Annotated in this window: 29 protein-coding genes and 1 tRNA gene; 17 read left to right on the top strand and 13 right to left on the bottom strand. The window is 65.2% G+C overall.

The window, feature by feature from the left end; all coding sequences use genetic code 11:
• Positions 1 to 245: 245 nt before the first annotated feature.
• Positions 246 to 710, bottom strand: a complete 465-nt coding sequence (locus OG817_RS01085) for a hypothetical protein (RefSeq protein ID WP_406051553.1) — start codon at positions 708 to 710, stop codon at positions 246 to 248.
• 76 nt (positions 711 to 786) lie between these two features.
• On the opposite strand from OG817_RS01085, the gene OG817_RS01080 reads away from it, so the two are divergent.
• The gene (locus tag OG817_RS01080; RefSeq protein WP_406051552.1) at positions 787 to 933 is read left to right on the top strand and encodes a hypothetical protein; all 147 of its coding nucleotides are present in this window, start codon (positions 787 to 789) and stop codon (positions 931 to 933) included.
• 209 nt (positions 934 to 1,142) lie between these two features.
• On the opposite strand, the gene OG817_RS01075 is transcribed toward OG817_RS01080, so the two are convergent.
• The 4 genes from OG817_RS01075 to OG817_RS01060 form a co-directional block, all read right to left on the bottom strand.
• A complete protein-coding gene (locus OG817_RS01075; protein WP_406051551.1) occupies positions 1,143 to 1,598 on the bottom strand; it encodes a hypothetical protein in 456 nt (151 codons plus the stop codon).
• A 30-nt stretch (positions 1,599 to 1,628) separates the two neighbouring features.
• The gene (locus OG817_RS01070) at positions 1,629 to 1,964 is read right to left on the bottom strand and encodes a hypothetical protein (protein WP_406051550.1); all 336 of its coding nucleotides are present in this window, start codon (positions 1,962 to 1,964) and stop codon (positions 1,629 to 1,631) included.
• 453 nt (positions 1,965 to 2,417) lie between these two features.
• Positions 2,418 to 3,254 (bottom strand): hypothetical protein, encoded by an 837-nt coding sequence (locus tag OG817_RS01065; RefSeq protein ID WP_406051549.1) that lies wholly within the window; start codon positions 3,252 to 3,254, stop codon positions 2,418 to 2,420.
• Positions 3,251 to 4,099 carry a hypothetical protein gene (locus OG817_RS01060; RefSeq protein WP_406051548.1) on the bottom strand — a complete coding sequence of 283 codons (849 nt, stop codon included), beginning with the start codon at positions 4,097 to 4,099 and terminating at the stop codon, positions 3,251 to 3,253. The genes OG817_RS01065 and OG817_RS01060 overlap by 4 nt, the downstream gene beginning before the upstream one ends.
• A gap of 246 nt (positions 4,100 to 4,345) precedes the next feature.
• Here OG817_RS01060 and OG817_RS01055 point away from each other — a divergent pair, with 246 nt between their 5' ends.
• From OG817_RS01055 to OG817_RS01000, 12 genes are all read left to right on the top strand, one after another.
• The gene (locus tag OG817_RS01055) at positions 4,346 to 4,660 is read left to right on the top strand and encodes a hypothetical protein (RefSeq protein WP_406051547.1); all 315 of its coding nucleotides are present in this window, start codon (positions 4,346 to 4,348) and stop codon (positions 4,658 to 4,660) included.
• Positions 4,661 to 4,708: 48 nt separating this feature from the next.
• Positions 4,709 to 5,056, top strand: a complete 348-nt coding sequence (locus OG817_RS01050; protein WP_406051546.1) for a hypothetical protein — start codon at positions 4,709 to 4,711, stop codon at positions 5,054 to 5,056.
• Between the two features lie 254 nt (positions 5,057 to 5,310).
• Entirely contained in the window at positions 5,311 to 6,045 is a 735-nt protein-coding gene (locus OG817_RS01045; protein WP_406051544.1) for a hypothetical protein, read from the top strand.
• Complete coding sequence (locus tag OG817_RS01040; protein WP_406051543.1) at positions 6,038 to 6,880, top strand: FtsK/SpoIIIE domain-containing protein; 843 nt, start codon at positions 6,038 to 6,040, stop codon at positions 6,878 to 6,880. Before OG817_RS01045 ends, OG817_RS01040 begins: the two co-directional genes overlap by 8 nt.
• Positions 6,877 to 7,086 (top strand): hypothetical protein, encoded by a 210-nt coding sequence (locus tag OG817_RS01035; RefSeq protein ID WP_406051541.1) that lies wholly within the window; start codon positions 6,877 to 6,879, stop codon positions 7,084 to 7,086. Before OG817_RS01040 ends, OG817_RS01035 begins: the two co-directional genes overlap by 4 nt.
• Positions 7,083 to 7,403 (top strand): hypothetical protein, encoded by a 321-nt coding sequence (locus OG817_RS01030; RefSeq protein WP_406051540.1) that lies wholly within the window; start codon positions 7,083 to 7,085, stop codon positions 7,401 to 7,403. Before OG817_RS01035 ends, OG817_RS01030 begins: the two co-directional genes overlap by 4 nt.
• On the top strand, positions 7,400 to 7,618 hold the full coding sequence (locus OG817_RS01025) for a hypothetical protein (RefSeq protein ID WP_406051539.1): 219 nt from the start codon (positions 7,400 to 7,402) through the stop codon (positions 7,616 to 7,618). The genes OG817_RS01030 and OG817_RS01025 overlap by 4 nt, the downstream gene beginning before the upstream one ends.
• A gap of 298 nt (positions 7,619 to 7,916) precedes the next feature.
• Complete coding sequence (locus OG817_RS01020; RefSeq protein ID WP_406051538.1) at positions 7,917 to 8,978, top strand: hypothetical protein; 1,062 nt, start codon at positions 7,917 to 7,919, stop codon at positions 8,976 to 8,978.
• A gap of 94 nt (positions 8,979 to 9,072) precedes the next feature.
• Entirely contained in the window at positions 9,073 to 9,351 is a 279-nt protein-coding gene (locus OG817_RS01015) for a hypothetical protein (RefSeq protein WP_406051537.1), read from the top strand.
• A gap of 158 nt (positions 9,352 to 9,509) precedes the next feature.
• On the top strand, positions 9,510 to 11,066 hold the full coding sequence (locus OG817_RS01010) for a replication initiator (RefSeq protein ID WP_406051536.1): 1,557 nt from the start codon (positions 9,510 to 9,512) through the stop codon (positions 11,064 to 11,066).
• A gap of 31 nt (positions 11,067 to 11,097) precedes the next feature.
• The gene (locus OG817_RS01005; RefSeq protein WP_406051535.1) at positions 11,098 to 11,283 is read left to right on the top strand and encodes a helix-turn-helix domain-containing protein; all 186 of its coding nucleotides are present in this window, start codon (positions 11,098 to 11,100) and stop codon (positions 11,281 to 11,283) included.
• A 17-nt stretch (positions 11,284 to 11,300) separates the two neighbouring features.
• Positions 11,301 to 12,539, top strand: a complete 1,239-nt coding sequence (locus OG817_RS01000; protein WP_406051534.1) for a tyrosine-type recombinase/integrase — start codon at positions 11,301 to 11,303, stop codon at positions 12,537 to 12,539.
• 99 nt (positions 12,540 to 12,638) lie between these two features.
• Here the strand turns inward: OG817_RS01000 and OG817_RS00995 are convergent.
• From OG817_RS00995 to OG817_RS00985, 3 genes are all read right to left on the bottom strand, one after another.
• Positions 12,639 to 12,719: transfer RNA gene (locus tag OG817_RS00995), tRNA-Leu, on the bottom strand.
• Positions 12,720 to 12,744: 25 nt separating this feature from the next.
• Positions 12,745 to 13,311, bottom strand: coding sequence for a peptide deformylase (locus tag OG817_RS00990; protein WP_396397870.1), 567 nt, complete (start codon positions 13,309 to 13,311; stop codon positions 12,745 to 12,747).
• On the bottom strand, positions 13,308 to 13,814 hold the full coding sequence (locus OG817_RS00985; RefSeq protein WP_406051533.1) for a glycine cleavage system protein R: 507 nt from the start codon (positions 13,812 to 13,814) through the stop codon (positions 13,308 to 13,310). Before OG817_RS00985 ends, OG817_RS00990 begins: the two co-directional genes overlap by 4 nt.
• A gap of 104 nt (positions 13,815 to 13,918) precedes the next feature.
• On the opposite strand from OG817_RS00985, the gene OG817_RS00980 reads away from it, so the two are divergent.
• On the top strand, positions 13,919 to 15,040 hold the full coding sequence (locus OG817_RS00980) for a sensor histidine kinase (protein WP_406051532.1): 1,122 nt from the start codon (positions 13,919 to 13,921) through the stop codon (positions 15,038 to 15,040).
• A complete protein-coding gene (locus tag OG817_RS00975; RefSeq protein WP_406051531.1) occupies positions 15,037 to 15,696 on the top strand; it encodes a response regulator in 660 nt (219 codons plus the stop codon). The genes OG817_RS00980 and OG817_RS00975 overlap by 4 nt, the downstream gene beginning before the upstream one ends.
• On the opposite strand, the gene OG817_RS00970 is transcribed toward OG817_RS00975, so the two are convergent.
• Entirely contained in the window at positions 15,697 to 17,004 is a 1,308-nt protein-coding gene (locus OG817_RS00970; RefSeq protein WP_396397874.1) for an NAD(P)/FAD-dependent oxidoreductase, read from the bottom strand.
• A 297-nt stretch (positions 17,005 to 17,301) separates the two neighbouring features.
• Here OG817_RS00970 and OG817_RS00965 point away from each other — a divergent pair, with 297 nt between their 5' ends.
• Together OG817_RS00965 and OG817_RS00960 are read left to right on the top strand one after the other, a co-directional pair.
• On the top strand, positions 17,302 to 17,691 hold the full coding sequence (locus OG817_RS00965) for an ester cyclase (RefSeq protein ID WP_406051530.1): 390 nt from the start codon (positions 17,302 to 17,304) through the stop codon (positions 17,689 to 17,691).
• A 104-nt stretch (positions 17,692 to 17,795) separates the two neighbouring features.
• Positions 17,796 to 18,914 (top strand): serine hydrolase domain-containing protein, encoded by a 1,119-nt coding sequence (locus tag OG817_RS00960; protein WP_406051529.1) that lies wholly within the window; start codon positions 17,796 to 17,798, stop codon positions 18,912 to 18,914.
• Here OG817_RS00960 and OG817_RS00955 read toward each other — a convergent pair whose 3' ends face one another.
• The 4 genes from OG817_RS00955 to OG817_RS00940 all read right to left on the bottom strand — a co-directional run bounded on the left by OG817_RS00955 (position 18,915) and on the right by OG817_RS00940 (position 21,943).
• Positions 18,915 to 19,217, bottom strand: coding sequence for a putative quinol monooxygenase (locus OG817_RS00955; protein WP_406051527.1), 303 nt, complete (start codon positions 19,215 to 19,217; stop codon positions 18,915 to 18,917).
• Positions 19,218 to 19,236: 19 nt separating this feature from the next.
• Positions 19,237 to 19,566: a nucleoside triphosphate pyrophosphohydrolase family protein gene (locus OG817_RS00950; RefSeq protein WP_406051525.1), complete on the bottom strand. Its 330-nt coding sequence runs from the start codon at positions 19,564 to 19,566 to the stop codon at positions 19,237 to 19,239.
• A 19-nt stretch (positions 19,567 to 19,585) separates the two neighbouring features.
• Positions 19,586 to 20,416, bottom strand: coding sequence for a uracil-DNA glycosylase (locus OG817_RS00945; RefSeq protein WP_406051523.1), 831 nt, complete (start codon positions 20,414 to 20,416; stop codon positions 19,586 to 19,588).
• A 105-nt stretch (positions 20,417 to 20,521) separates the two neighbouring features.
• Positions 20,522 to 21,943, bottom strand: a complete 1,422-nt coding sequence (locus tag OG817_RS00940) for an MFS transporter (RefSeq protein WP_406051522.1) — start codon at positions 21,941 to 21,943, stop codon at positions 20,522 to 20,524.
• Positions 21,944 to 22,001 lie beyond the last annotated feature (58 nt).

The raw sequence follows: 22,001 nt of genomic DNA, 5'->3' as shown, positions 1-22,001 counted from the left end.
GCCGGACTCGAGCAAATCCAACGCCACAGCCCAGCGGCTATCAGTCACGGCCTCAACGTGCATCGACGCCCGAGGTCCAACCATGGACGCATCCTCTCAATAGATGCGCTCACGCGCCCACACATCGGCCATGAACGCGTTTCACTCTCGGCGGCATGTCCGGGCGTCTGAGATCTGCCCATCGGGTCAAACCGTAGATGGCCATGGACCTTTCGGTCGCCACGCGAACGAATCGGTCGAGCGCTTCAGTCGTGGTACATGCCGAACCAGTCCGGTTCAGCGGTTGGTATGTACGGCCAGTCAGACTTTCGCGGCAGGGCACGTCGCGCGCGTTCGGCCTGGGCGGGGGTCATGAAGATGCCGAACAGGTCGTTGCCGCCGTTGATGGCGTACAGCGCGAACATGTGTCCTGCCAGTTGCCGGTTCACTATGTCGAACAGGGCAAACGTCGCTAGTCCCCAGGAATGCGAGGCGGGGATCGACGGGCCGAAGATCGAGTAGTTGGTTCCGCCGAATTGCACGGAGTACGTGCCAGCCTCGGCACCAACGTTCTCGCTGACCGCCGCCGGCGTGATTCCGAGCTCACTGAGCTCCGTGGACAACTCCCCATAGGCGTCCGCGACCCCCTGCTCTGCCAGTTCCTCTGCATCCAGCATGAGCGCGGCGTCATAGTCGATCGCACCGGTGCGATCGTTCACGGGATTGGCCATGGCGACAAACCTAGCCTGCCGAGCGGATCGCGACATGAGAGGACGTCGCGCACCTGTGGTCTGCCAGGCTTCGGGTATGCCCGAACCACTCGTTATCCACATGGACGAACTCCGCGCCGCACTCGGTCGAGCCTTGATCGCAGCGGAGAAGCGACTTGGGGCAGAGGTGGCGCTGAAGGACGACCACTACTGGCATCTCCCGTGGACGAAGCGTTCGACATGACCCAGGAACCTGCGTCGCTGACGGTGGGCCAACTGAGTGACGACCTGGAAAACCTTCAGAGGACAGGCGACTTAGGTCCCGAGACCGCCTGGCATGAGCTGTCGCATCTCGTTGGTCTACTCCGTGCATTGGAACGACTTGCAAAGCCGTAACGCCCTCACATCGGCATGACCGCGCATCACTATCCGCGGCATGTCCGGACGCACCTGTTAGGTCTTGTTTCGCGACCAGCGAGGCTTGGCGAGCGCCTCGGGTCGGTAGCGGACCACCTTGTAGCCTTCGCCCGTGCCCAGGAGCCACGCGCCGGCAGAGGGATCGGGCGGGAACTGGTTGTCCAGCAAGGCGATAAAGCCGTCGGCTACCTCAAGGATCCGTGCGAGCTCCAGGGTTCCATTGGCGGCCCAGCCTCCGGCGACCGGATCGTCATCGAGAATGATCCACTGCCGCATCTGTTCGGTCGACAGATCTCCGAAGGACTCGGCTGTGGCCCGTGCTGTAACTGCTATCGCGCGCAGGGCGGACCGCTGCTCGTCGGAGAGCTCACCCGCGTCGGCGCCGAAGTCGGTGACCACCGCCGCGACGCGCCACTGCTGGGCTATCCCGCGCAGTGCGGGGTCGAGCAGGGCCGGCGTACGGTTGGCGATCTCTTCGACGAGATAGCCCATCCACGCGCCAAACGCGTCTGCAGCAACCGACTACTCACCGTCGGCATCGCGGATCGGCAACGTCATCCGTGCGAGCTCACCGAGATGCGTGAGCGTGGCTCCCCGGTCTGCCTCTAAATCGACCGGCAGCCTAGCGTCTGCGTCCGCAACCAACCGCTCGGAGATCCAGTCGCGGACGATCGAACGGCGCGCCGGTTCCAAGTCATCAATCGACAACCAGCCAAGGTTCTCGTCGACAATCTCTCGCAGCGTCGCCTGACCATCCGGATCGAGTCCTGCGTTGTCCGCAACACTGCTGACGACCCACCGAAACAGCCAGGACGCCGCCGTCCACAGCTTCCCATCAACTTTCATTGATCCAGCCATCATCTCACCGTAAACACTTTCGCATCGAGTTGGTCGACGAAATCTTGTACCTTGGCAGCCTGCGAGGGTGAAAACCCCGAGACATCAACCGGAACGAAGTCAGCCTTATCCATGTGATCGAGGATCCGACTCTGCAGCGGCCCAAAACCCTCGCGCGCCGACCTGGATGGTCGTGGTCATGCTCACCAGCGCATGATCACAGACCCGAGTAGGACCGGCTACCTCACCCCGCGGTCCTGCTGGAAGACATCCGGCGGCATTAAGTCGCGCGCAACCTGGCATGGTCGAGCGATCACACGCATATCCGCGAGGTGCACGCACATCGGCAGATCCGTGCGTTGGCCGGTGCCCTGGTGGTCGCCAGGCTTCTAGCCTGTCGCGGATCAGTTGGCGAACATGTGTCGCGGACCTGTTGGCGGATCACAGAGATCAAGGCGACGTCGGGAGGTGAGCTCAACAGGCACCACCGAGCATAGTGATCACCGCGACTGTCGCATCGTCGTAGGCCTTCCCTCGTGGCCAGCGCGTACCTTCTGGGTCGCTCGTTTCGAGTTGCCGTACATCGTCGATGACTGCGTCTGGGCCTTCATGTCGGGCTAGGTGGACGAGATCGGACCATGATGCCTGTCCGAAGCGATCGACCAGACGGCTCGCACCATCGGACAGTAGGACAGCGGCTTCTAGCTCGCTGAGTGGTTGCTCGCCGATGATGGCTTCGTCTGCTGCTGCGGGGTCCACGCTCGCTACCCAAAAGCCACCGGGCCGATTGCGGAAGCTGCGCAGGGTCTCGACGTACTCTCGGTGAGCCTCACGATGTGCCGAACTGCCCGAAGAGAGAGCGTCCATGCGATCGCGGTACTTCTGGCCAACCTGAGCTTCACGATCATCGGTCACGACTGTCAGATCTGTCGGCCCTTCCAACAAAAGCACCGAGTCGGCCAGGACCAAGTACTGGAGACGGTCGGCCACCTCTCGAGCAACGATCACGGTCGCAGACGGAGATCCGGGGTGCTCAAGGTCGCAGGTTCCGCTGTGGAGCTTGGAGACTCTCTCTATCGATTCGGCGAGTGCATCACGCAGAGCCTGGTCGACTTCATCGGTCGCTCGTCTGAGGAGCTCTGAGCCCAGAGTTCGCGCATACCAAGCAACGCCGTGCACGCACCCGGACTCGGAGCCGACAGGAGTGCCGGCGCCATCGAGCAGAACCACGGCGTGGCGGCTGGCGGCAACGAAATCCTCGTTCGCGCGGTCATGCTGTGCCGGTCTGGTAGCTGTTGCTGTACGCATCATCGACTAAAGCTCTGGTGGTGATAGATCGGAGTTGCAAGCTCAACGGCCGTTGGCTCGTGGGTCTCCGGGTCGTATTCAACCTCAAGCAGCGTCGAGAATGTGCCACTACCGGCTTGGCGATACAGGTCGGTCAGATCGTTGATCAGCATCTGCACGACGCCAAGCGTCCCCTGTGGGTGAATGCCAGTGAAAACGATCGCTGTTCCGTTGCCGTCCGGTCGATTGAGGCGCCCCAGGTAGGCCATGTCGGCCATCCGGGGCGGAGTGTCGTCTTGGCCCGAGATGTAGGTCTTGGCGGTGGAACTGTCGGTGAGAGCCCACCCTGTGCTTAGGCGCTCGAAGTTGAGAACAGGGTCGGTAGCGAGCATGCTTCCGACATCCGCGTTGATACGCGGACCACAGATGACGATGAGACCGTCCCGGTTGAGGTCGTACGGCTCACCCTGAGGGACTTGCTCGAAGTCGACCTCAAAGCCGAGCGAACGGACCAGGTCGCCAAGCCGTTGGGACGCGGCGACGTCCTCGACCGCGACGACTGGCCGAGATTTGGCCTCCTCGCGCTTGAGTGGCGTTGCGATCGTGAGCGGGTGCCCGCCAAAGAAGGCGCCCTCCGGTGCTGGTCCCTGATGGCGTACCTGATGAATGCGACCGCGGCTTAGTCCGGCAGCTTCGGCGATCTGGGCGAAGCTCCAGCCCTCCAGATGCAGTTCCTGGATGAGTCCTCGCCGTAGTCTGGCGAGCTCGGTCATCGTGCGCTGTGTACGCGACAGGGCGTCCGTCGCTGCGCGCAGTCGCGCAAGACGGTCCTCAATGTGAGCGATTCGCTCAACTTCTTCCATGCGCATGAAGCGAGTCTAGGGGGCTGGACAGAAAGTTTGTATACCCCCCTTGACAGTAGTCGGCTGGTTACGGCAGGCTTGTCTGTATACCCCCCTAGACAACAGTTCCAAAGAAGCGCTTCGACTGTCTAGGGGGCTATACAGCACGTGCTCCTGAAGCCAATCGGTTCGTGACCGATGCGTGCACGAAGCACACACAGGGTGTGCACCGCATCTAGCTGATGCGTAACCGCCTAGGAAGGGCGATTCCTGATGAAGCTGCAGATCGACACCACGGGCAAGACGTTCACGGTCACGAAGGGTGTGGAGGAGAAGAAGGATCAGAACGGCCGGCAGAAGGCTGACCGGAACACCAACGAGCTGCTCTGGTCGGTTCAGGTGATGGCGCTCGACGAGACGGGCGGCGAGGTGATCAATGTGACTCTGGCGGGCAATGCCATGCCGAAGGTCGCCGTTGGCTCCGTCGTCGTTCCGGTCGAGCTGGAGGCCATGCCGTGGGCCACCAACGGGCGGAACGGTGTCGCGTACAAGGCCAAGTCGCTCAACCCGCAGGGTGCGAGCAAGTAGTTCTCCACTCGTCCCGTGTCCCGTGCACTGCTCAGTGAAGGGGTAGTCATGTCGCAACCGATGGAGCATCGAACCGTCACAGCGAATCAAGCACAGGCCGAGTACGTGGCCAAGTGCAACGAAATCATCGAGATCGAACTGGTGATCGTCTTCTTCGACAAGGCCATCGCCGACAGCCTGAACCGGGCTGAACCTGTCGTTGCGATCAGCAACGATGTCACTGCCGTGTACGCCTCGGAGGCGTTCTGGCAACTGCTCGACCTGTACCGCGAGGCCTGTGATCGTCGCCTCGACCTGTACGCCGCACGCGACTACGCGTACGCGGTCTGGAAGTCGGCTTCGACCGAAGCCACCGCGGCTGACACCTACGTGTCAACACCGCTCAGCAACCTCTAGAACAACCGCTGGAAACCAAGAACGGCCCTCGAAAGGGCCGCTCCCTGGAATCGAGACGCCAAGCCAGTCGAAGGCCTGAGAAACCGTTCTGGCTTGGTGTCTTTCCTGACTCAACCCCCTGATCGGGAGGTCTTGTCATGTCCAAATCTACCCGCACGCGCTCGACACGTCGAGCAGGACGCGGACGCACCGCCACCGGAACTATCGAAACGATCATCCGGCCGTCACAGTCGACGCCGGTCAAGTTTCTGCTTGTGGTTTGGCGCTGGCGCTGGGAGTTGTTCGTCCTGGCCAGCATCGCCTACATCTGCCTCGCCCATGGAACGGCGATCACCGGGTACTTCGAGGCGAACCCGCTGTGGCTCAACGCGTTACTGATCATCGTCTTGTGTGGATGGATCGTCACCGACAACCCGGCACGACGGTTCGTGCTGAACCGGATCTGGTGTGTCATCACCCGGCACCGCCTGCGCGCGTGCCTGGTTGAGATGCGGACCCTGAACTACTCGGGGAACCTGCCGTTCATCTTCGGATGCCTGTCCACCAAAACCGGCCAGATCGTCTGGCTGTGGATGCGCCCCGGCCTGTCGATGGAAGACCTCGACAACAAAGCCGAAACCATCGCGTCGGCCTGCTGGGCACGCTCAGCAGTCATCGCCAGATCCAAGCGCAACGCCGCCGTCGTGCGCATCGAGATCAACCGCCGCGACCCGCTGTCCAAGACCCACATCACCTCACCACTGCTCAACGACACCAGCGACATGCCCGAAGCGGCCGTCGCCGACGACGCTGTCATGGCCTTCCTCACGCCAGACGCCACCGACAGCGCCCCGCACGAGTCCACCACGCAGCACGATCGGCTGGCCAAAACCGGCACCGATGGTGAGACCCGCACTCGCACTTCCAAGACCAAGACCACCGCATCCGTGAACGACGGGCAGGCAGTGATCTTGGGCTCTAACGGAGAAGACGTGTCCGACTATGTCTAGCTTCAACCCGAAATCGGTGTTCCCCCGGCGCGCGCCGGGGGGCACCCCCGCACCCAAGGGTGCACTGTCCATCTACGACCCGGCCTACCTGGGTCTCGACACACGCGGCAAGCCCGTCCGCGTTGGCATGCCGTACCGCAACATCCTCCTCGGCGGCGAGCCCGGCGCGGGCAAGTCCGTAGCCCAAGGCAACATCGTCGCTCACGCGGCTCTGTGCACCGATGTGGATCTCGTCCTGATCGACGGCAAGATCGTTGAACTGCTGCCGTACGCACCGGTGGCGAAAGAGTTCGTCGGCAACGACATGCGCAAGGCCCTTCGCGTCCTGCGGAGCCTGCAAAGCGACTTGGACGAGCGCTATCTGCACCTGGCCCGCACTGGGCGCAAGAAGATCGTTCCTGGCGACGGGTTCCGCGCCAAGCTCCTGTGCATCGATGAGCTGGCCTACTTCACCGTCACCGTAGGCACCAAGGAACAGCAAGAAGAGTTCCGCGTCCTGGTGCGCGACATCGTCGCCCGCGGCCGCGCCGCAGGCATTATCACCATCGCATCCACCCAGCGCCCCAGCGCTGACATCGTCCCCACCTCGCTGCGGGACCTGTTCGGGTACCGGCTCGCATTCCGGTGCGCCACCGACTCCAGTTCGGACATCATCCTCGGCACCGGCTGGGCCTCCCAAGGCCACACCGCCGTGGACATCGAACCCGAAGCCCTAGGCGTCGGACTCCTCCGTGCCGAAGGCGGATTTCCACGCCGCATCAAGACTGCGCTGCTCGAAGACGACCAGATCAACCAGATCGTCCGCCGCGCCGCTCACCTCCGGAGGGCCGCATGACCACTATCAAACCCGTCCCCGCCGCCGCCTTCACGGGCGTCCGCGACACCGACGGAACTCCGGGTTGGCTCCACGACTGCGGAGCCTTCGCCTACTCCCCCACCCAACCTCATCGTTGCGGTGTGTGCTGGTCAGCAGGCCGGACCGCCTGGGCGCACAACGACTCCTGGCAGCGCGCCTACGTCACCAAGCAGGTGGCGTCATGACCACCTACTACGACGCCAACGGCGGCGAACGCCAAGACCGCATCATCGTCGGCTACGACTTCACCGACAACTCCGTGGCCGGCATCAACTTGGCCTGCAACGGCGACACCCCACTGGTCGCCATCGATCTGGGCGGAACCCCGGTCGAGATCGAACTGATCACCAACTCGGTCACCGCGATCAGCCACCTCATCGACGCGCTCTACGAAGCACGCCAACTCCTCGAAGACCACCAGGTCGAGCACCTCACCGAGGACATGGCCCGCAGCCAAGACGAGATCTACATCCCCACCGAGTGGACGGAGGGCCAAGCGTGATCACCACACATGAAGCCGTCCAAGCCCTCCTGCAACAGTCCCGGGAGCCACTTGATAAGGCCATGCAGACGCTCCAAGGCGAACTCGGAGCACTGGCCGGTGCCGTTGAGAACGAAGGATCCGAAGAAGAGAGCTACGTGCTCGGGATCTACAACGAGGCCTTCGAACTGAGGCTCCAGGTCAAAGCCTTCTTCGAGACCTGGCTCGACAAATGAGCCGCGCGGCAACGAAACACCGCGTGACACGTAACTGTCAAGGCCAGCAGGCCATCACGACAGACCTCACCCCAACCACCACACCGGCCACCCCAGTTGGCGAGCCGGTGAAGAAGAAGACCCCATCCAAGAAGACACACCGCTCCGAGCGAGCCGAGGACTGGGCGCACACGACAGTCGGCGACCCCTTGCCCTGCGACATCTGCGGACACAACGCCTTCATGCGTGACCCCTACACCGGTCGCCCCTGTCACCTGATCTGCGCCAAAAACCATGCACACGAAAGAGGAGAGCAATGGTGACTGCGAACCAGATGTACCAAGACTGGATCGTTCGGCACCTCGGACAACCGGTACCCGAAAGGCCGGCCACCCCGGCCCCAGTCGCCGCGAAGCCCGCGACCACCACCAAACTCACCGGACTGACCAACCACAACACTGCGGTCCTCGCCACTATCGGCGGCTGGACGGTCACCAAGACCACCGCCGCCTACAGCGGCACACCACAGGCCGCACTGGACTCGGTCCAACTGCGCATGGACAAGGTCCGCTCCACCGACGGCGGACGAGCTCACGCCTACACCTCGCTGATTGCCGTACGCAACAAACTCAAGGAACTCAGCACCGGCGGCAGCCACCCGGCCGTCTCGGTCACCATCAAACGAGCCAAGAAGACCACCACCGGCTCGAAGACCCGCACCGGGTCACCCAAGGCGCGACTGACACGTAAGCGTCAAACCGAATACACCACCGCGGAACTGGTCTCCGCGCTCGAAGCCGCGTGGGCGGCCATTCGGACCAACCACACCGAGATCCCGGCTGTCGTGATCATCGTCGGCTCCGGCACCGCCACCAAACACGCCAAGTACGGCCACTTCGCACCCGTTCGGTGGCAGCACGGCGAACAACGCCTGGCCGAAGTCCTCATCTCCGGCGAAGGACTCAAACGACCCGTCGAAGAAGTCTTCACCACCCTGCTCCACGAAGCAGCACACGCTCTCGCCGATGTCCGCGAGATCAAAGACACCAGCCGCCAAGGCCGCTGGCACAACCAGAAATTCGCTCAACTCGCAGGAGAGCTCGGACTCGACGCCACCAAAGACCCCAAGATCGGCTGGTCACCCTGCACCCTCCGCAAGCAGACAGCGACCACCTACAGCGGCGTTCTCGCTGACCTGAAGAACGCACTCATCGCCTACCGCCACCCCGAAGCCCTCGGCGGACAGGCCAAGAAGAACAACAACAACGCCGTCGCCTGCGCATGCCAATGCCCACGCCGCATCCGCGTCGCCAAAGCAGTCCTCGAACTCGGGGAGATCACCTGCGGCAACTGCGGCTCCACCTTCGAACCAGACGAATAGCGGTTCGTTGCTGGCTCCCGTCCCCGGCGAGAGATCACCGAGGACGAGGGCGAACACCGAACACCCCCCGACCACAGAACGGAGCACACCAACCATGACCACCATCGACATCAACGCCTACGCCAACCTCGTCGCCCACCGCGCCACCGCCGACACCGAATTCCTCTGCGACTGGGTCGCCGCCGACCACCTCGGCGGCCACGACTGGTGCCCCACCGTCCTCGAACCCGGCGACGACTACACCCTCGTCCTCCTGCTCGACCCCACCGGCAACACCGACAACGACCGAGTAGCCGGCCGCTACTGCATCGGCTGCGGCTACCACCTGTTCGGCACCCCCGAACTCGAACCCGCCCCCACACCCACCGCCTGACACGTAACCGTCAACCACAAGGGGCGGCCCCGGCGCTCCTTGGCTGGACACCGGGGCCTGGACCAACCCCTTCCCGGCCGGGACTCGAAGGGCAGCTCGTGCCCGCACCAGTAGCCCAAGGCAACGGAACCGAAACGTCTCGGAAGGAGGACCGCGCAATGACCACTCACAGCACGCACAACAGGCCACCCAGCGGCCTCCAACAACCCCTCATCACCGTCGAACCCCACCGGCCCACCCTCGACCCCGGCCCGCGCCAGAACCCCGCCTCCGGACTCGAGCACGCCATCCAGCGCGCCGCGACCACCGCGGACTACACCGGCTGGCTCGACCACACACAATCGGCCGGCGGCTGCATCCGACCCATCCAACTCCGCGGCGAATCCCACATCGTGTCCGACCGGACCGGCCGGATCATCTCCACCCGGCACACCGACGACATGCCAGACGGCGTCATCTACAAAGCCTGCGGCAACCGCCGCGCCGCCGTCTGCCCCTCCTGCGCCGAAACCTATAGAGGCGACACCTACCAACTCGTCCTCGCCGGACTCGCAGGCGGCAAAGGCATCCCGGAGTCGGTCGTGCAGCACCCGTCCGCGTTCGTCACCTTCACCGCCCCTACCTTCGGGCCCGTCCACGGCACCCGCACCATCCGAGGCCGCGACGGAGCGCTTCGCAACCGGGCCTGCCGCCCCCGCCGCAATCCCGAGGTCTGCCCGCACGGGATCGACCTGCGCTGCCACACCACTCACCGCGACGGCGAGAAGATCCTCGGCACACCCCTGTGCCTGGACTGCTACGACCACGACCACCAAGTCGTCTGGAACGCCCTCTCAGGCGAGTTGTGGCGACGCACCATGGACCGCGCCAAAGACATCCTCCGCACCGAGGCCAAGAAGCACGGAGCCAGCGTGAAGCTGTCCTACGGCAAGGTCGCCGAAATGCAGGCCAGGGGAGTGGCCCACTTCCACGCCCTCATGCGCCTCGACGGTGTCAACCCGCTCGACCCGACCGTCATCGAGCCACCGGCCTGCGCCGCGACCTTCGGCATGCTCGCCGATGCTGTCCGCCGCGCCGCCACCTCCACCCGGTTCCGGTCCCTGCCCCACCCCGACAACCCGGATGGCTGGCTGATCGAGTGGGGCACTCAACTCGACGTACGCCCTGTGCGGCAAGCCGTCGACGGCGCGATCACCGAAACCGCCGTCGCCGGATACCTCGCCAAGTACGCCACCAAGGGCGCCGAGGCCACCGGCCACTCATCGGCCCGCCTCACCAATGCCACCGTCCGCCGCTACGCCACCGAGCACACACATGCCGGCCGACTGGTCGACGCCTGCTGGCGACTCGGACGCCCCGGCTCCGACCTCGACCAAGCCGAAGCAGCCAAGAACTCCGGACGGCTCTCGTACCGGCGCTTGCAGCGCTGGGCACACATGCTCGGCTTCGGCGGCCACTTCTCCACCAAGTCCCGCCAGTACTCCACCACCCTCAAAACACTCCGCGAAGCCCGCGCCAACTGGCGCCGCGACCACCACCGCACCGCCGACCACACCGACGATGTCGAAACCACCCTCATCGTCGGCAACTTCACCTACGCAGGCGCCGGCTGGAAAACCATCGGCGACGCACTCCTCGCCAACACCGCCGCAGCCAAAGCCCGCGAACATAGACGACTCGTCAAGGAAGTTATTGCCGAGAGCAACAACGAATGACACGTAACCGTCAACGAAGGGAGGTTCAGACGTGACCGAGGTTCAGATCTTCATGACCGTTGAGGAGGCCGCCGCCGCGCTGCGCATCGGCAGGACTCGAATGTTCGACTTGATCGCCAAGGGCGAGGTCAGCTCGGTACTCATCGGGCGCTCGCGCCGTGTGTCAGTCGATGCGTTGCGCGAGTACGCCAAGAAGCTCGAATCAACTGCGGCATAAGGGAGGAGGTGAGCCAGATGGCGCGGAATGCTAACGGTCGGTCCTCGATCTACGAGGATGCTGATGGTGTCTGGCATGGCTGGGTCACTGTCGGTGTCAAGGCGAACGGCGATCCGGATCGGCGTCACCGACGTGGCAAGACGAGGACGGAGGTAACCGACAAGGTCAAGGAGCTTGAGCAGCAGCGTGCGGACGGTGTCGTGGCTGTTGCCGGGAAGATTCCAACCGTTGCGCAGTGGATACGAACGTGGCTGTCCGATATCGCCCCGCGGACTGCAAGTGAGTCCACCATTGAGTCCGTCTACAGGCCACGGCTTGAGAACTGGGTCATTCCGCGAATCGGCCGGCATCGACTTGACCGGTTGAAGCCGGAACACCTCGACGCGCTCTACATCGAGATTGCTGATGCCGGGTTGGCGAGCAAGTCCGTTCTGATGGTCCATCAGCAGATCAGCCGGTGCCTCAAGATGGCAGTTCGCCGGAAGCTTATCGGTGTCAACGTCGCGACGCTCATTGATGCGCCGAAGCACCGTGACGTTGAGATCGAGGCGTTCGCCCAGGAGGAGGCGAAGGCGATCCTTCAGCAGTCTGCCGGAGCACGAAACGGCGCGCGCTGGTCGGTCGCCTTCGCATTGGGGTATCGGCAGTCTGAGGCACTCGGTATGCGCTGGAGGTATCTCGATCTGGAGAAGCGCCGTATCCAGGTCTGGCAACTGAAGCGCAAGAGGTTCTCGCATGGTTGTGGTGATCCAAGGGCCTGTGCGAAGACCCGGCATACGAAGGACTGCAAGGACGGATGCGTCAAGCACGCTCGGTACTGCCCCGAGCGGCAAGGCGGTGAATGGGAGTTCCGGCCGCCCAAGGGCGGGAAGACTCGATGGAGCGCAATTCCTGAGCAGTTGATCCCCCAGTTGCGCGCTCAGAAGGCTGCACAGTCGGCGGAACGCCTTGCGGCCGGAGATCAATGGGAAGACTGGGACTTGGTCTTTGCCGGACCCACCGGGCGACCGATCAATCCCCGCCGCGACTGGGCCGAGTTCAAGACCATGCTCCAGGCGGCCGGCCTCCGCGATGCCCGTCCTCACGATGCTCGGCACACAGCAGCAACCTTGTTGCTGGAGCAAGGTGTAGATATCCGAGTCGTACAGGAGATCCTTGGGCACTCGACGTTCGCCGTAACCAAGCGGTACACCCACGTGACGAGCAAGCTCGCCGAGGATGCTGCGGCCAAGATCGGGAAGGCGCTGTGGGAGTGATCAACAGGCCAACTGCAACCACTGGTGCAACCATGGCGCCTCTGCTAAAGCGGTGGCTTAAATTACTGGTGCAGCATCTACGCAGGTCAGCGCGCGAAGTGCCCGGGACGGGATTTGAACCCGTATGCCTTTCGGCCGCGAGGTTTAAGCTCGCTGCGTCTGCCGTTCCGCCACCCGGGCCAGGGCGTGGGACTGAGGTTACAAGTTACTGGTAGACCTTTCGCGGGTAGACGGCGTGGGCGCCGGAGACTCGGTCGAGGAAGAGCTGGCCGTTGCAGTGGTCGATCTCGTGCTGGAGGGCGCGGGCCTCGAAGGCGTCGGTGGAGATCGTGACGTGGTCCGTCGTACCGGGGAGGACGCCGGTGACGGTCAGCCTGGTGGCACGTTTGACGTCGCCGGTGAAGTCTGGGACCGACATGCAGCCCTCGCGGCCCTTCTCCTGGCGGCTGGACTCGACCACGACCGCGTTGCACAGCACGAAGACACCGTGACACGTCCGCGTCTTGGGATGCCCGGTCACGTCCAGCGCGAACATCTGCGCCGCAATCCCGACCTGCTGAGCCGCCAGCCCGACACAGCCGGGCGAAACCCGCATGGTTGCGACCAGATCGGCAGCAAGAGCGACCATCACGGGGTCGAGCGGGTCCACGGTCGCGCCTTCGGTGGCGAGGACCGGGTGAGGCGCCCGTACCACCTCCAGAGTGTCGCCGGTGATCCCGAGCTGGGCGGGGCTCCAGCTGGCGAGGGTCTGGTTCAGGTGTGCCACGCTCACAGGTCGTCGCTCTCCGCGGGCCGTAGCGTGACGCCGACTCCGAGCTCCTCCGCGGTGATCTCCAGCGCCCGGTCCAGCCAGGCCAGCTCGGCGGTCGGCGGGATCTCGACCTCGGCGGTCAGCACGTACAGCTCCCCGCTGAGCCGCGTCGCCAGGTCCGTGATCGTCCCACCGGCGGACGCGATCATCCGGGTCACCGCCGCGACGATCCCCGGCCGGTCCGCGCCGTGCACGCTCAGCAGGTACGACGGCCCGATCGGTGCGTGCTCGTGTTCGGGTCCCATGATGCGCACCGTGATCACCAGCTCGCCCCGCAGCGGCTCGAGCGCGGTCTTGACCTCGTCGAACGGCCCCGAGCACACGATCATCATGGCGAAGTGGCCGCGCAGCAGCGTCATGGTGGAGTCCTCGAGGTTGACCCCGGTACCGACGAGGGCCTCGGTGACGTCCGCGATGATGCCCGGGCGGTCCGGGCCGATGACGGTGACGGCGAGCTGACTCATGCCCGGCAACCTACCGTCGACCTAAGTAGGCGATCACACCGACTTCGGTATCCGGACAGCCGTCATCGGCCCGGAGAACGCTTACGCACCACTACATTCGTGTCATGACCGAGCCCGCGAACCATCGCCGCAGTACGCGCGACTGGATCGTGGACAGCATCGTCTTCGTCGTTGCGGTCCTGCTCGGCCTGGTCCTGTTCGACCAGAGTCAGAAGGAAGGGGTCAGCTCCACCCTGCTGGCGGTGGACTTCTGCGCGGGGATGGCGCTGTGCCTGACCCTGTGGTTCCGCAGGCGCTGGCCGGTTCAGCTGGCACTGATCGCGGCGGTGGTCTCGATCTTCTCCGACACAGCCAGCGCGGCGACGCTGATCCTGATCCTGTCGGTCGCCGTGTACAAGCCGTGGCGAGCCACGCTGCTGGTGTTCGCGGTGAACTCGATCTCCCTGTTCGCCTACATCCAAGTCAAGAACCAGAACGACGACGCCGCGATCGTCATCGCGGCGACGTCGATCTACGTCGCCGTCGCCGGCTGGGGTCTCTACATCCGGTCCCGCCGCCAGTTGCTCCAAACGCTCCGCGACCGGGCCGATCGTGCCGAGACCGTCGCCAAGCTGCAGGCCGAGCAAGGCCAGATGCGTGCCAGGGAAGAGATCGCCCGCGAGATGCACGACGTACTGGGCCATCGACTCTCGCTGCTGAGTGTTCACGCCGGCGCCCTCGCGTATCGCCCCGACGCGTCCACCGAGGAGGTCGCAGGCGCCGCCGAGATCATCCGGGCCAGCGCTCATCAGGCATTGCAGGACCTCCGCGAGGTGATCGGCGTACTGCGGGCGCCTGTCGGAGAGCTCCCGCAGCCGACGTTCACCGATCTCCCCCAACTGGTCGAGGCGTCCCGTACGGCGGGAGTCCCCATCGACCTCACCCTGGATGCTCCCGGCGCGTTGCCCGACCACGTCGGACGTACGGCGTACCGGATCGTCCAGGAAGGTCTCACCAACGCGATGAAGCACGCGCCAGGTGAGAAGCTGACCATCACCGTGACCGGTGCCCCAGGCAACGGTCTGTCGGTGGAGGTGCGCAACCCCGCGCCGCACCGCAGACGAGGAGATGGGCAGGGCTTGATCGGACTGACCGAACGGGCGGCACTGGTCGACGGACGGCTCGAGCACGGCCGCACCTCCGATGGCGAGTTCCGCCTCTTCGCCTGGTTGCCGTGGCCGGCATGAGTATCCGGGTCCTCATTGTCGACGATGATCCGCTGCTGCGTGCCGGGCTGAAGCTGATGCTCGGCGGCGCTCCCGACATCCGTGTGGTCGGGGAGGCCAGCGACGGCAGCGGCGTACAGGGCCTGATCGATCGGCTGGCTCCGGACGTCGTACTGATGGACATCCGGATGCCAGGCACCGACGGCCTGACCGCGACGGAAGCGGTACGACGCCGCCCGGGCGCGCCCGAGATCGTCATCCTGACCACGTTCGACGCCGACGAGCACGTACTGCGCGCGCTCCGCGCCGGGGCGGCCGGGTTCGTGCTCAAGGACACCCCGCCGGCCGAGATCGTCGATTCGGTACGCCGGGTGGCCGGTGGGCAACCGGTGTTGTCCCCGGCCGTCACGAAGCGACTGATCACCCGGGTGGCCGCGTCCGGCCAGGACCAGCGCAAGGCCAAGGCGATGGACCGCCTCGCCGACCTGAACCACCGCGAACGCGAGATCGCCGTCGCGGTCGGCGAAGGCAAGTCCAACGCCGAGATCAGCGCGACGCTCTATCTCAGCGTGCCGACAGTGAAGACCCACGTCTCGCGGATCCTGACCAAGCTCGATCTGAACAACCGGGTCCAGATCGCGCTCCTGGTCCACGACGCCGGCCTACTGCACGAGTGATCAGGACCGGGTCGCGCGGCGGAACTCCTCGTTGGGCATCTGGAGGCTGCCGAGCGAGATCACCTCGCGGCGGAAGAACAGCGCCAGCGTCCAGTCGAGGACGACGCGGGCCTTCCGGTTGAAGGTGGGGACGCGCGACACGTGGTAGGTCCGGTGCAGGAACCAGGCCGGCCACCCCTTGACCTTGATGCCGTACAGCTGCGCGACGCCCTTGTGCAGGCCGAGGCTCGCGACCGAACCGACGTACTTGTGCTTGTAGTCCTGCGGCGGCTGACCGTCGACCACCCGGAGGATGTTCGCGGCGAGCCGGTTCGCCTGGCGGACCGCGTGCTGCGCGTTCGGTGCGCAGTACGCCCCGGTCTCCGAGGTCAGGTCAGGTACGGCGGCGTTGTCGCCGGCCGACCAGGCGTCGTCCACGCCCTCGATCCGCAGGTTGGCCAGGCACTTGACCCGGCCCTTGTCGTCCAGCGGGAAGTCGGTGCCGGCCAGCGCCGGGTTCGCCTTCACGCCGGCGGTCCAGACGATCGTGTCGGCGTCGAATTCGTCGCCGTCGCTGAGGATCACGTGACCCTTCTCGCAGGACTCCAGCCGGGTCTCCAGCTTGATGTCCATCTTGCGCTTGCGCAGCTGGTCGACCGTGTACTTGCCCAGCTCCGGGCCTACCTCGGGCAGGATCCGGCCGGTCGCCTCGACCAGCACCCAGCGCATGTCCTCGGGCTTGATGTTGTCGTAGTACCGGGTGGCGTAGCGGGCCATGTCCTCCAGCTCCGCGAACGCCTCGACACCGGCGTACCCACCGCCGACGAAGACGAAGGTCAGCGCGGACTTGCGCAGCGCCGGGTCGGGCTGCGACGACGCGACGTCCAGCCGGTCCAGCACCTTGTTGCGCAGCGCGATCGCTTCCTCGACGTTCTTGAACCCGGTCGCCTCCTCGGCCAGTCCGGGGATCGGCAGCGTCCGGGCGATCGAGCCGAGCGCGACCACGACCTGGTCGTAGGCCAGCTCGTACTCCGGTCCCTCCTCGGGCATCACCTTGGCGACCTTGTTCGCGTGGTCGATCCCGGTGACCCGGCCGGTCACCACCCGGCAGCCCTTGAGGGTCTTGCGCAGCGGCACCACCACGTGCCGCGGTTCCACCGAGCCGGCTGCCGCCTCCGGCAGGAACGGCTGGTACGTCATCACCGACCGCGGGTCCACCACCGTGACCCGGATCCGGCCTTTCCTGGCCGCGCGGCGCAGGCCGTACGCGGTGTACATCCCGACGTAACCGCCTCCGACGACGAGGATGTGCGGCACCTGGGCTGTCATGCGGCTCACTCTCCCTGAGTGGTCGTCCGACTTAATGTCTACTTCAGGTTATCGGCTCGTGAAAACTTTCACAAACCCTCTGGAGAGTGATCTCACGCACCGGAACATCCCGCGTCCGAGCGACCTCTCACCCCCTCATGGTGACGCCATCCGGGCCGTACGCCGAGCCCTCACGCCACCCGTCACAGAACCGCAAGAGCTCTGCATCTGTCAGTACCCGGTGGTGCTCGGCCTTGCCGGGGTGCGGGATGCGTCCTAGCTTCGCAGCAGATGAATCGCGGCAGGGTGGGAGCAGGCATGGATCGCGAAGAGATGGTGCGGATCGACGATGCGATCACCGACGCGATCGGGGCCGGTGATCTCGGCGCCTTCGACACCCTGATGGGGCCGACGCTGGCGGCGGACTTCCGGGTGGGCATCGGCGAGATCCGCAGCGCCTTCCCCGACTATGCGGGCATCGTGGTGAGCCGGGTGGTCGAGGGCGACCGGATGGCGAGCCATTTCGTCTATCACGGCACGCACCAGGGCGAGTGGCTCGGCGTACCCGCGACCGGTCGGCGGGTGCGGTTCGTCGGGACCAGTATGAATCGGTTCGCGAACGGCGTGATGGTGGAGGCTGACGTCGTTGTGGACATGCTGGAAGTCCTCAAGCAACTAGGTGGGTTCCCGGACGACGAGCCCGCCTAGAACCAGGGCCGACCCGCAGGGATTCGGGGGCGTTCCCGGGTACTTCGGCGCGCGCTGCTCCGGAAGGGTGGCAGGCATCGGATTGCTGGACTGGGAGGCTGGGGATGAGGCGCGCACTTCGGGCGTTGGTGGCTGTGACGACTGTGTCGGCATTGGTTGCGGTGCCTGCCGCTGCTGTTGCCGCGCCGGCGGAACGGGATCGGGCTGAGCTGCAGAAGCAGCTGGACGACGTTGTGGATGCTGTCGCGGTGGGGGCGGTCGCGGAGGTGCGCGACGGGCAACACGTGTGGCGTGGAAGTAGCGGTGTGGCCGAGCTGGGGGAGACGCGGGAGGTTCCGGTCAACAGCCGGTTCCGGGCCGGGAGCATCACGAAGACGTTCCTGGCGACCGTCGTACTGCAGCTGGTCGATGAGGGGTCACTGCGGCTGGACGACAAGGTCGAGTCGTGGCTGCCTGGCGTCGTACCGGGTGGCGACGGGATCACCGTGCGGCAACTGCTCAACCACACCAGCGGGGTGTTCGACTACCGGCTCACCTTGACGCTGCCGCCGAGTCCGGAGTTCCTGAACTATCGGTGGCGGACCTGGAGCGCGAGCGAGCTGATCCAGCGTGCCGTCGCGCAGCCGTCGCAGGTCGACCCGCCAGGCTCGGCCTTCTCGTACTCGAACACCAACTACACGCTGCTCGGCGAGATCGTCCGCAAGGCGACGGGCCACTCGTATGCCGACGAGGTCGAACGCCGGATCATCAAGCCGCTGCGGCTGAAGGACACCGAAATGCCGGGTACGTCGCCCCGGATCCGCGGGCCGCACCCGCACGGCTATCTTCCGGTGCAGCGGAGCGAGAACGACGTGGAGCTCGTCGACTTCACCGAGATGAACCCGTCACTGTTCGGCGCCGGTGGCGAACTGATCTCGACGACAGCCGACCTCAACCGCTTCTTCACCGCACTCCTCGACGGTCAGCTGCTGCCACGCCACCTCTTCGACGAGATGAAGACCGCAGGCACCGAGACCAGGGACTACGGCCTCGGCTTGTCCTGGCGCGACACCACGTGCGGCATCCGTCTCTACGGCAACGACGGCGACGCCCTGTCCTACCAGTCCTGGTCGTTCTCAAGCCGCGACGGCCGCCACCAGGTGACCATCGCCGTAACCCCCACCTTCAAAACCAACCCCGACGCCGCAGTCGACAACTTCCTGAACAAGGCCGTCTGCGGCTGACTACGCGGTGCCGCCATTGTGCAGGTAGGCGACCTGGCCGTAGGCACCTTCTGGCGTTCCGGCCACCAGCGACATGATGCGTTTGGTGGCCGACACGACGCGGTCGGAACGAGTCCCGGCATCGTGTGCCGCTTTGTCCGTCCAGAGCTGCGTCAACCAGATGGTGTCCGGGTCATCGAGGGCCTCATTGATGCTGCACAACTCAAGGCCGGGAATGCCGCCGTCCAGCATGTCCTTGAATCCCTGGACGAGTGCGTCCCGCTGTCCCGGTTGCGCGGTCATCTTCCCGTAAACACTGAACACGTTCGTCCTCCAAGTAGGTTCAACGGTTGTCGCCGCTGCCGCCCAGCACGGAGCGCTTCTGGCGACTGGCGAGTTTCTCGATGTTCTTCTCGGCGACTTCACTCAGCGGAATGTCGAAGTAATCGGCAAGCACAGCGACGTACCACATCACATCGCCGAGTTCTTTGGTCAGATCCTCGACGTCCACCGTCGACAGGTCGCTGTCGTGGTCACGGATGATCTTCTTGACCTTCTCGGCGATTTCACCAGATTCCCCGACCAAGCCGAGCACGAGATGCAGGAACTCGTTCTTCTTGTCACGGGGAGCAGGCGTACGGAGCGCAGCCTTCTGGTAATCGTCCAAGTCCACGTCGCGAGTGTAGAACCGGTCAGATGTCAGCGATGGTGCGGGCTCGGTTGAGTACGGCGTCGAGCATCGCTTCGGTCAGGCGACCAGTGAAGGTGTTCTGCTGGCTGGGGTGGAAGCAACCCAGGACTGTGACCTCGCCCTGAGGGGTTCGTAGCTGGTGTTCTACGCCGTGGCCGAACTTGGGGCGGGGTTTGGGGATGGTGGCGCCGAGGGCGGCCAGGCCGTTGAGGAGGGCGTCGTACCCGAACTTTCCCAGGCAGACGATGGCCTGGGTGCTCGGGAGGACCAGCTCGAGCTCCCGGCGGTACCAGGGTGCACAGTTGTCGCGTTCTTCCGGCGTTGGTTTGTTGGCGGGTGGCGCGCAGCGGACGGCGGCGATCATGCGGGTGCCGATCAGGTGGAGGCCGTCGCCGGCGTGTTCGCTGGTCGCCTGGTTGGCGAGGCCGACGCGGTGGAGCGCGGCGAACAGCCAGTCGCCGGAGCGGTCGCCGGTGAAGACGCGACCGGTGCGGTTGCCGCCGTTCGCCGCGGGCGCGAGGCCGACGATCAGGATCCGCGGCTCGGCCACACCCCAACCGGGGATCGGCCGGCCCCAGTACGGCTGGCCGGCAAAGGACTTTCGCTTGCCGATAGCAACTTCTTCCCGCCACTCCACGAGTCGCGGGCAGGCCCGGCACATCGAGACCCGAGCCTCCAACTCCCCCAGGTCCCGCGTCTCGGTCAGCGCGATCACCTCGTCCGCATCCCGCGCAACCGGAGTACGACGTACCGCGGGATCCTCCGGCCACCCGGTTCCCGGCGGAACCGGGCTGTCGAACAACTCCCCCGTCAACGGGTGCGGAAGCTTCATCCGCACAGGCTAGCCCCCGTCTGAATCCGCCCACGTGGCATACCTTTCCGGAAAGAAGTCGTCTCCTGGTGACGACTTCTTTCCGGAAACCGAGGACTGCCGAGGCTAACGAACCAGTTCTTCGAGGAGCGGGTCCGGTGCCGCGTGCTGAGCTCGGCGGTGGGTGGGGATGGCCAGGGCCAGGAGGACGGCGGCTGCGGCGAAGGCGGCCAGGAGGAGGAAGGTGTCGGTGAAGCCTGCTTCGGTGGGGAGGCCGGAGGGTTGGGTGTGGCCGGTGATGATGGAGCTGGCCAGGGCCGTTCCGATCGAGCCGCCGATGGTGCGGATGTTGGCGTTCATGCCGGTCGCCGCTCCTGTCTGCTCGCGCGGCACGTTCTGCACGATCAGGCTCGTCATCGACGCATAGGCCATCCCGAGGCCGATGCCGAAGACCGCCGTCCAGAGCGCGACCTGCCAGGGCTCATCGTGGAGCTCGGCGAACGCGAGCGAGGCCACCAGGATCAGCGCCGATCCCCAGACCACCTGGGACTTCACACCGAAGTACGGCGTGATGGGACCACTGAGGGACCCGGTGACGGCCATCGTGACCAGCATCGGCAGCATCAAGAGACCCGCCTGCGTCACGCTCGAGCCGAACCCGAAGCCCGCAGCCTTCGGGATCTGCATGAACTGCGGCACGAACGCGTACACCGCGAACATCGCCGCACCGAACAGCAGCGCCACCAGGTTCGTCGTCCAGACCGCCGGCAGCCGCATCATCCGCATGTCGATCAGCGGGTTCCGCGACCGAAGCTCAACAGTGATCCAGCCGGCCAGCAGTACGACGGCAGCCGCGAACAGCACGATCGTCCGCGCCGAACCCCAGCCCCACGACCGCCCAGCACTCAACGGCAGCAGGAGAGCGATCAGCCAACCGGACAGGAACGCGGCAGCCAGCCAATCGATCCGGCCGGGCACACGAACAGGTGACTCGGGGACATAGCGGCGTACAAGCACCGACGCAAGGGCGATCACGATCAGCGGGACCCAGAACAGCCAGCGCCAACCGAGCGCCTCCACGATCGGGCCGGCCAGCACGATTCCGAGCCCGCCGCCGGCCGCGATGATAGCGGAGACCACGCCGACCACCGACGGCACGCGCTCGCTCGGGAATTCGTCCCGGATGATGCCGAACGACAGCGGGAACACCGCGCCCCCGACGCCCTGGACGACCCGGGCCGCGATCAGTACGCCGATGTTCGGGGCGAGCGCGGCGATCAGACAGCCGACCGCCAGCGCGATCAGCGCGCCGAGCAGAGTGCGCTCTTTGCCGGTCATGTCGCCGATCCGGCCGAGCAGCGGCGTCGCGACGGAGACGGACAGCAGGAGCGCGGTGAAGACCCAGGTGACCGTGCTCGGGGTGGTGTGCAGGTCGTGCTGGATGACGGGCAGTGCCGGGCTCACCAGCGACTGCAGCATCGAGAAAGCGGCCACGACCGACGCCAGCACAGCCAGCGTCACTCGTGGTGAGGACATATTTCCGGGCATGCAGAAGTCCTTCGAAAGGGTGTGAGCGCGCCGCACCCGCGGCGCGGGAATTCCCCGG

Origin of the sequence: Kribbella sp. NBC_00889, from assembly GCF_045207705.1 — a bacterium.
Taxonomy (GTDB): domain Bacteria; phylum Actinomycetota; class Actinomycetes; order Propionibacteriales; family Kribbellaceae; genus Kribbella.
Note: the sequence above shows the minus strand (reverse complement) of the source record. Positions and strands in the feature narration are given on the sequence as shown.

Coding starts and splice junctions, on each gene's coding strand:
- OG817_RS01040 (WP_406051543.1), top strand. CDS start 6,038: ATGTCTAGCTTCAACCCGAAATCGGTGTTCCCCCGGCGCGCGCCGGGG.
- OG817_RS00980 (WP_406051532.1), top strand. CDS start 13,919: ATGACCGAGCCCGCGAACCATCGCCGCAGTACGCGCGACTGGATCGTG.
- OG817_RS01075 (WP_406051551.1), bottom strand. CDS start 1,598: ATGGGCTATCTCGTCGAAGAGATCGCCAACCGTACGCCGGCCCTGCTC.
- OG817_RS01065 (WP_406051549.1), bottom strand. CDS start 3,254: ATGATGCGTACAGCAACAGCTACCAGACCGGCACAGCATGACCGCGCG.
- OG817_RS00940 (WP_406051522.1), bottom strand. CDS start 21,943: ATGCCCGGAAATATGTCCTCACCACGAGTGACGCTGGCTGTGCTGGCG.
- OG817_RS01000 (WP_406051534.1), top strand. CDS start 11,301: ATGGCGCGGAATGCTAACGGTCGGTCCTCGATCTACGAGGATGCTGAT.
- OG817_RS00965 (WP_406051530.1), top strand. CDS start 17,302: ATGGATCGCGAAGAGATGGTGCGGATCGACGATGCGATCACCGACGCG.
- OG817_RS01035 (WP_406051541.1), top strand. CDS start 6,877: ATGACCACTATCAAACCCGTCCCCGCCGCCGCCTTCACGGGCGTCCGC.
- OG817_RS01030 (WP_406051540.1), top strand. CDS start 7,083: ATGACCACCTACTACGACGCCAACGGCGGCGAACGCCAAGACCGCATC.
- OG817_RS01050 (WP_406051546.1), top strand. CDS start 4,709: ATGTCGCAACCGATGGAGCATCGAACCGTCACAGCGAATCAAGCACAG.
- OG817_RS01085 (WP_406051553.1), bottom strand. CDS start 710: ATGGCCAATCCCGTGAACGATCGCACCGGTGCGATCGACTATGACGCC.
- OG817_RS01055 (WP_406051547.1), top strand. CDS start 4,346: ATGAAGCTGCAGATCGACACCACGGGCAAGACGTTCACGGTCACGAAG.
- OG817_RS01070 (WP_406051550.1), bottom strand. CDS start 1,964: ATGGCTGGATCAATGAAAGTTGATGGGAAGCTGTGGACGGCGGCGTCC.
- OG817_RS01060 (WP_406051548.1), bottom strand. CDS start 4,099: ATGCGCATGGAAGAAGTTGAGCGAATCGCTCACATTGAGGACCGTCTT.
- OG817_RS01010 (WP_406051536.1), top strand. CDS start 9,510: ATGACCACTCACAGCACGCACAACAGGCCACCCAGCGGCCTCCAACAA.
- OG817_RS00945 (WP_406051523.1), bottom strand. CDS start 20,416: ATGAAGCTTCCGCACCCGTTGACGGGGGAGTTGTTCGACAGCCCGGTT.
- OG817_RS00970 (WP_396397874.1), bottom strand. CDS start 17,004: ATGACAGCCCAGGTGCCGCACATCCTCGTCGTCGGAGGCGGTTACGTC.
- OG817_RS00975 (WP_406051531.1), top strand. CDS start 15,037: ATGAGTATCCGGGTCCTCATTGTCGACGATGATCCGCTGCTGCGTGCC.
- OG817_RS01015 (WP_406051537.1), top strand. CDS start 9,073: ATGACCACCATCGACATCAACGCCTACGCCAACCTCGTCGCCCACCGC.
- OG817_RS00960 (WP_406051529.1), top strand. CDS start 17,796: ATGAGGCGCGCACTTCGGGCGTTGGTGGCTGTGACGACTGTGTCGGCA.
- OG817_RS01080 (WP_406051552.1), top strand. CDS start 787: ATGCCCGAACCACTCGTTATCCACATGGACGAACTCCGCGCCGCACTC.
- OG817_RS00985 (WP_406051533.1), bottom strand. CDS start 13,814: ATGAGTCAGCTCGCCGTCACCGTCATCGGCCCGGACCGCCCGGGCATC.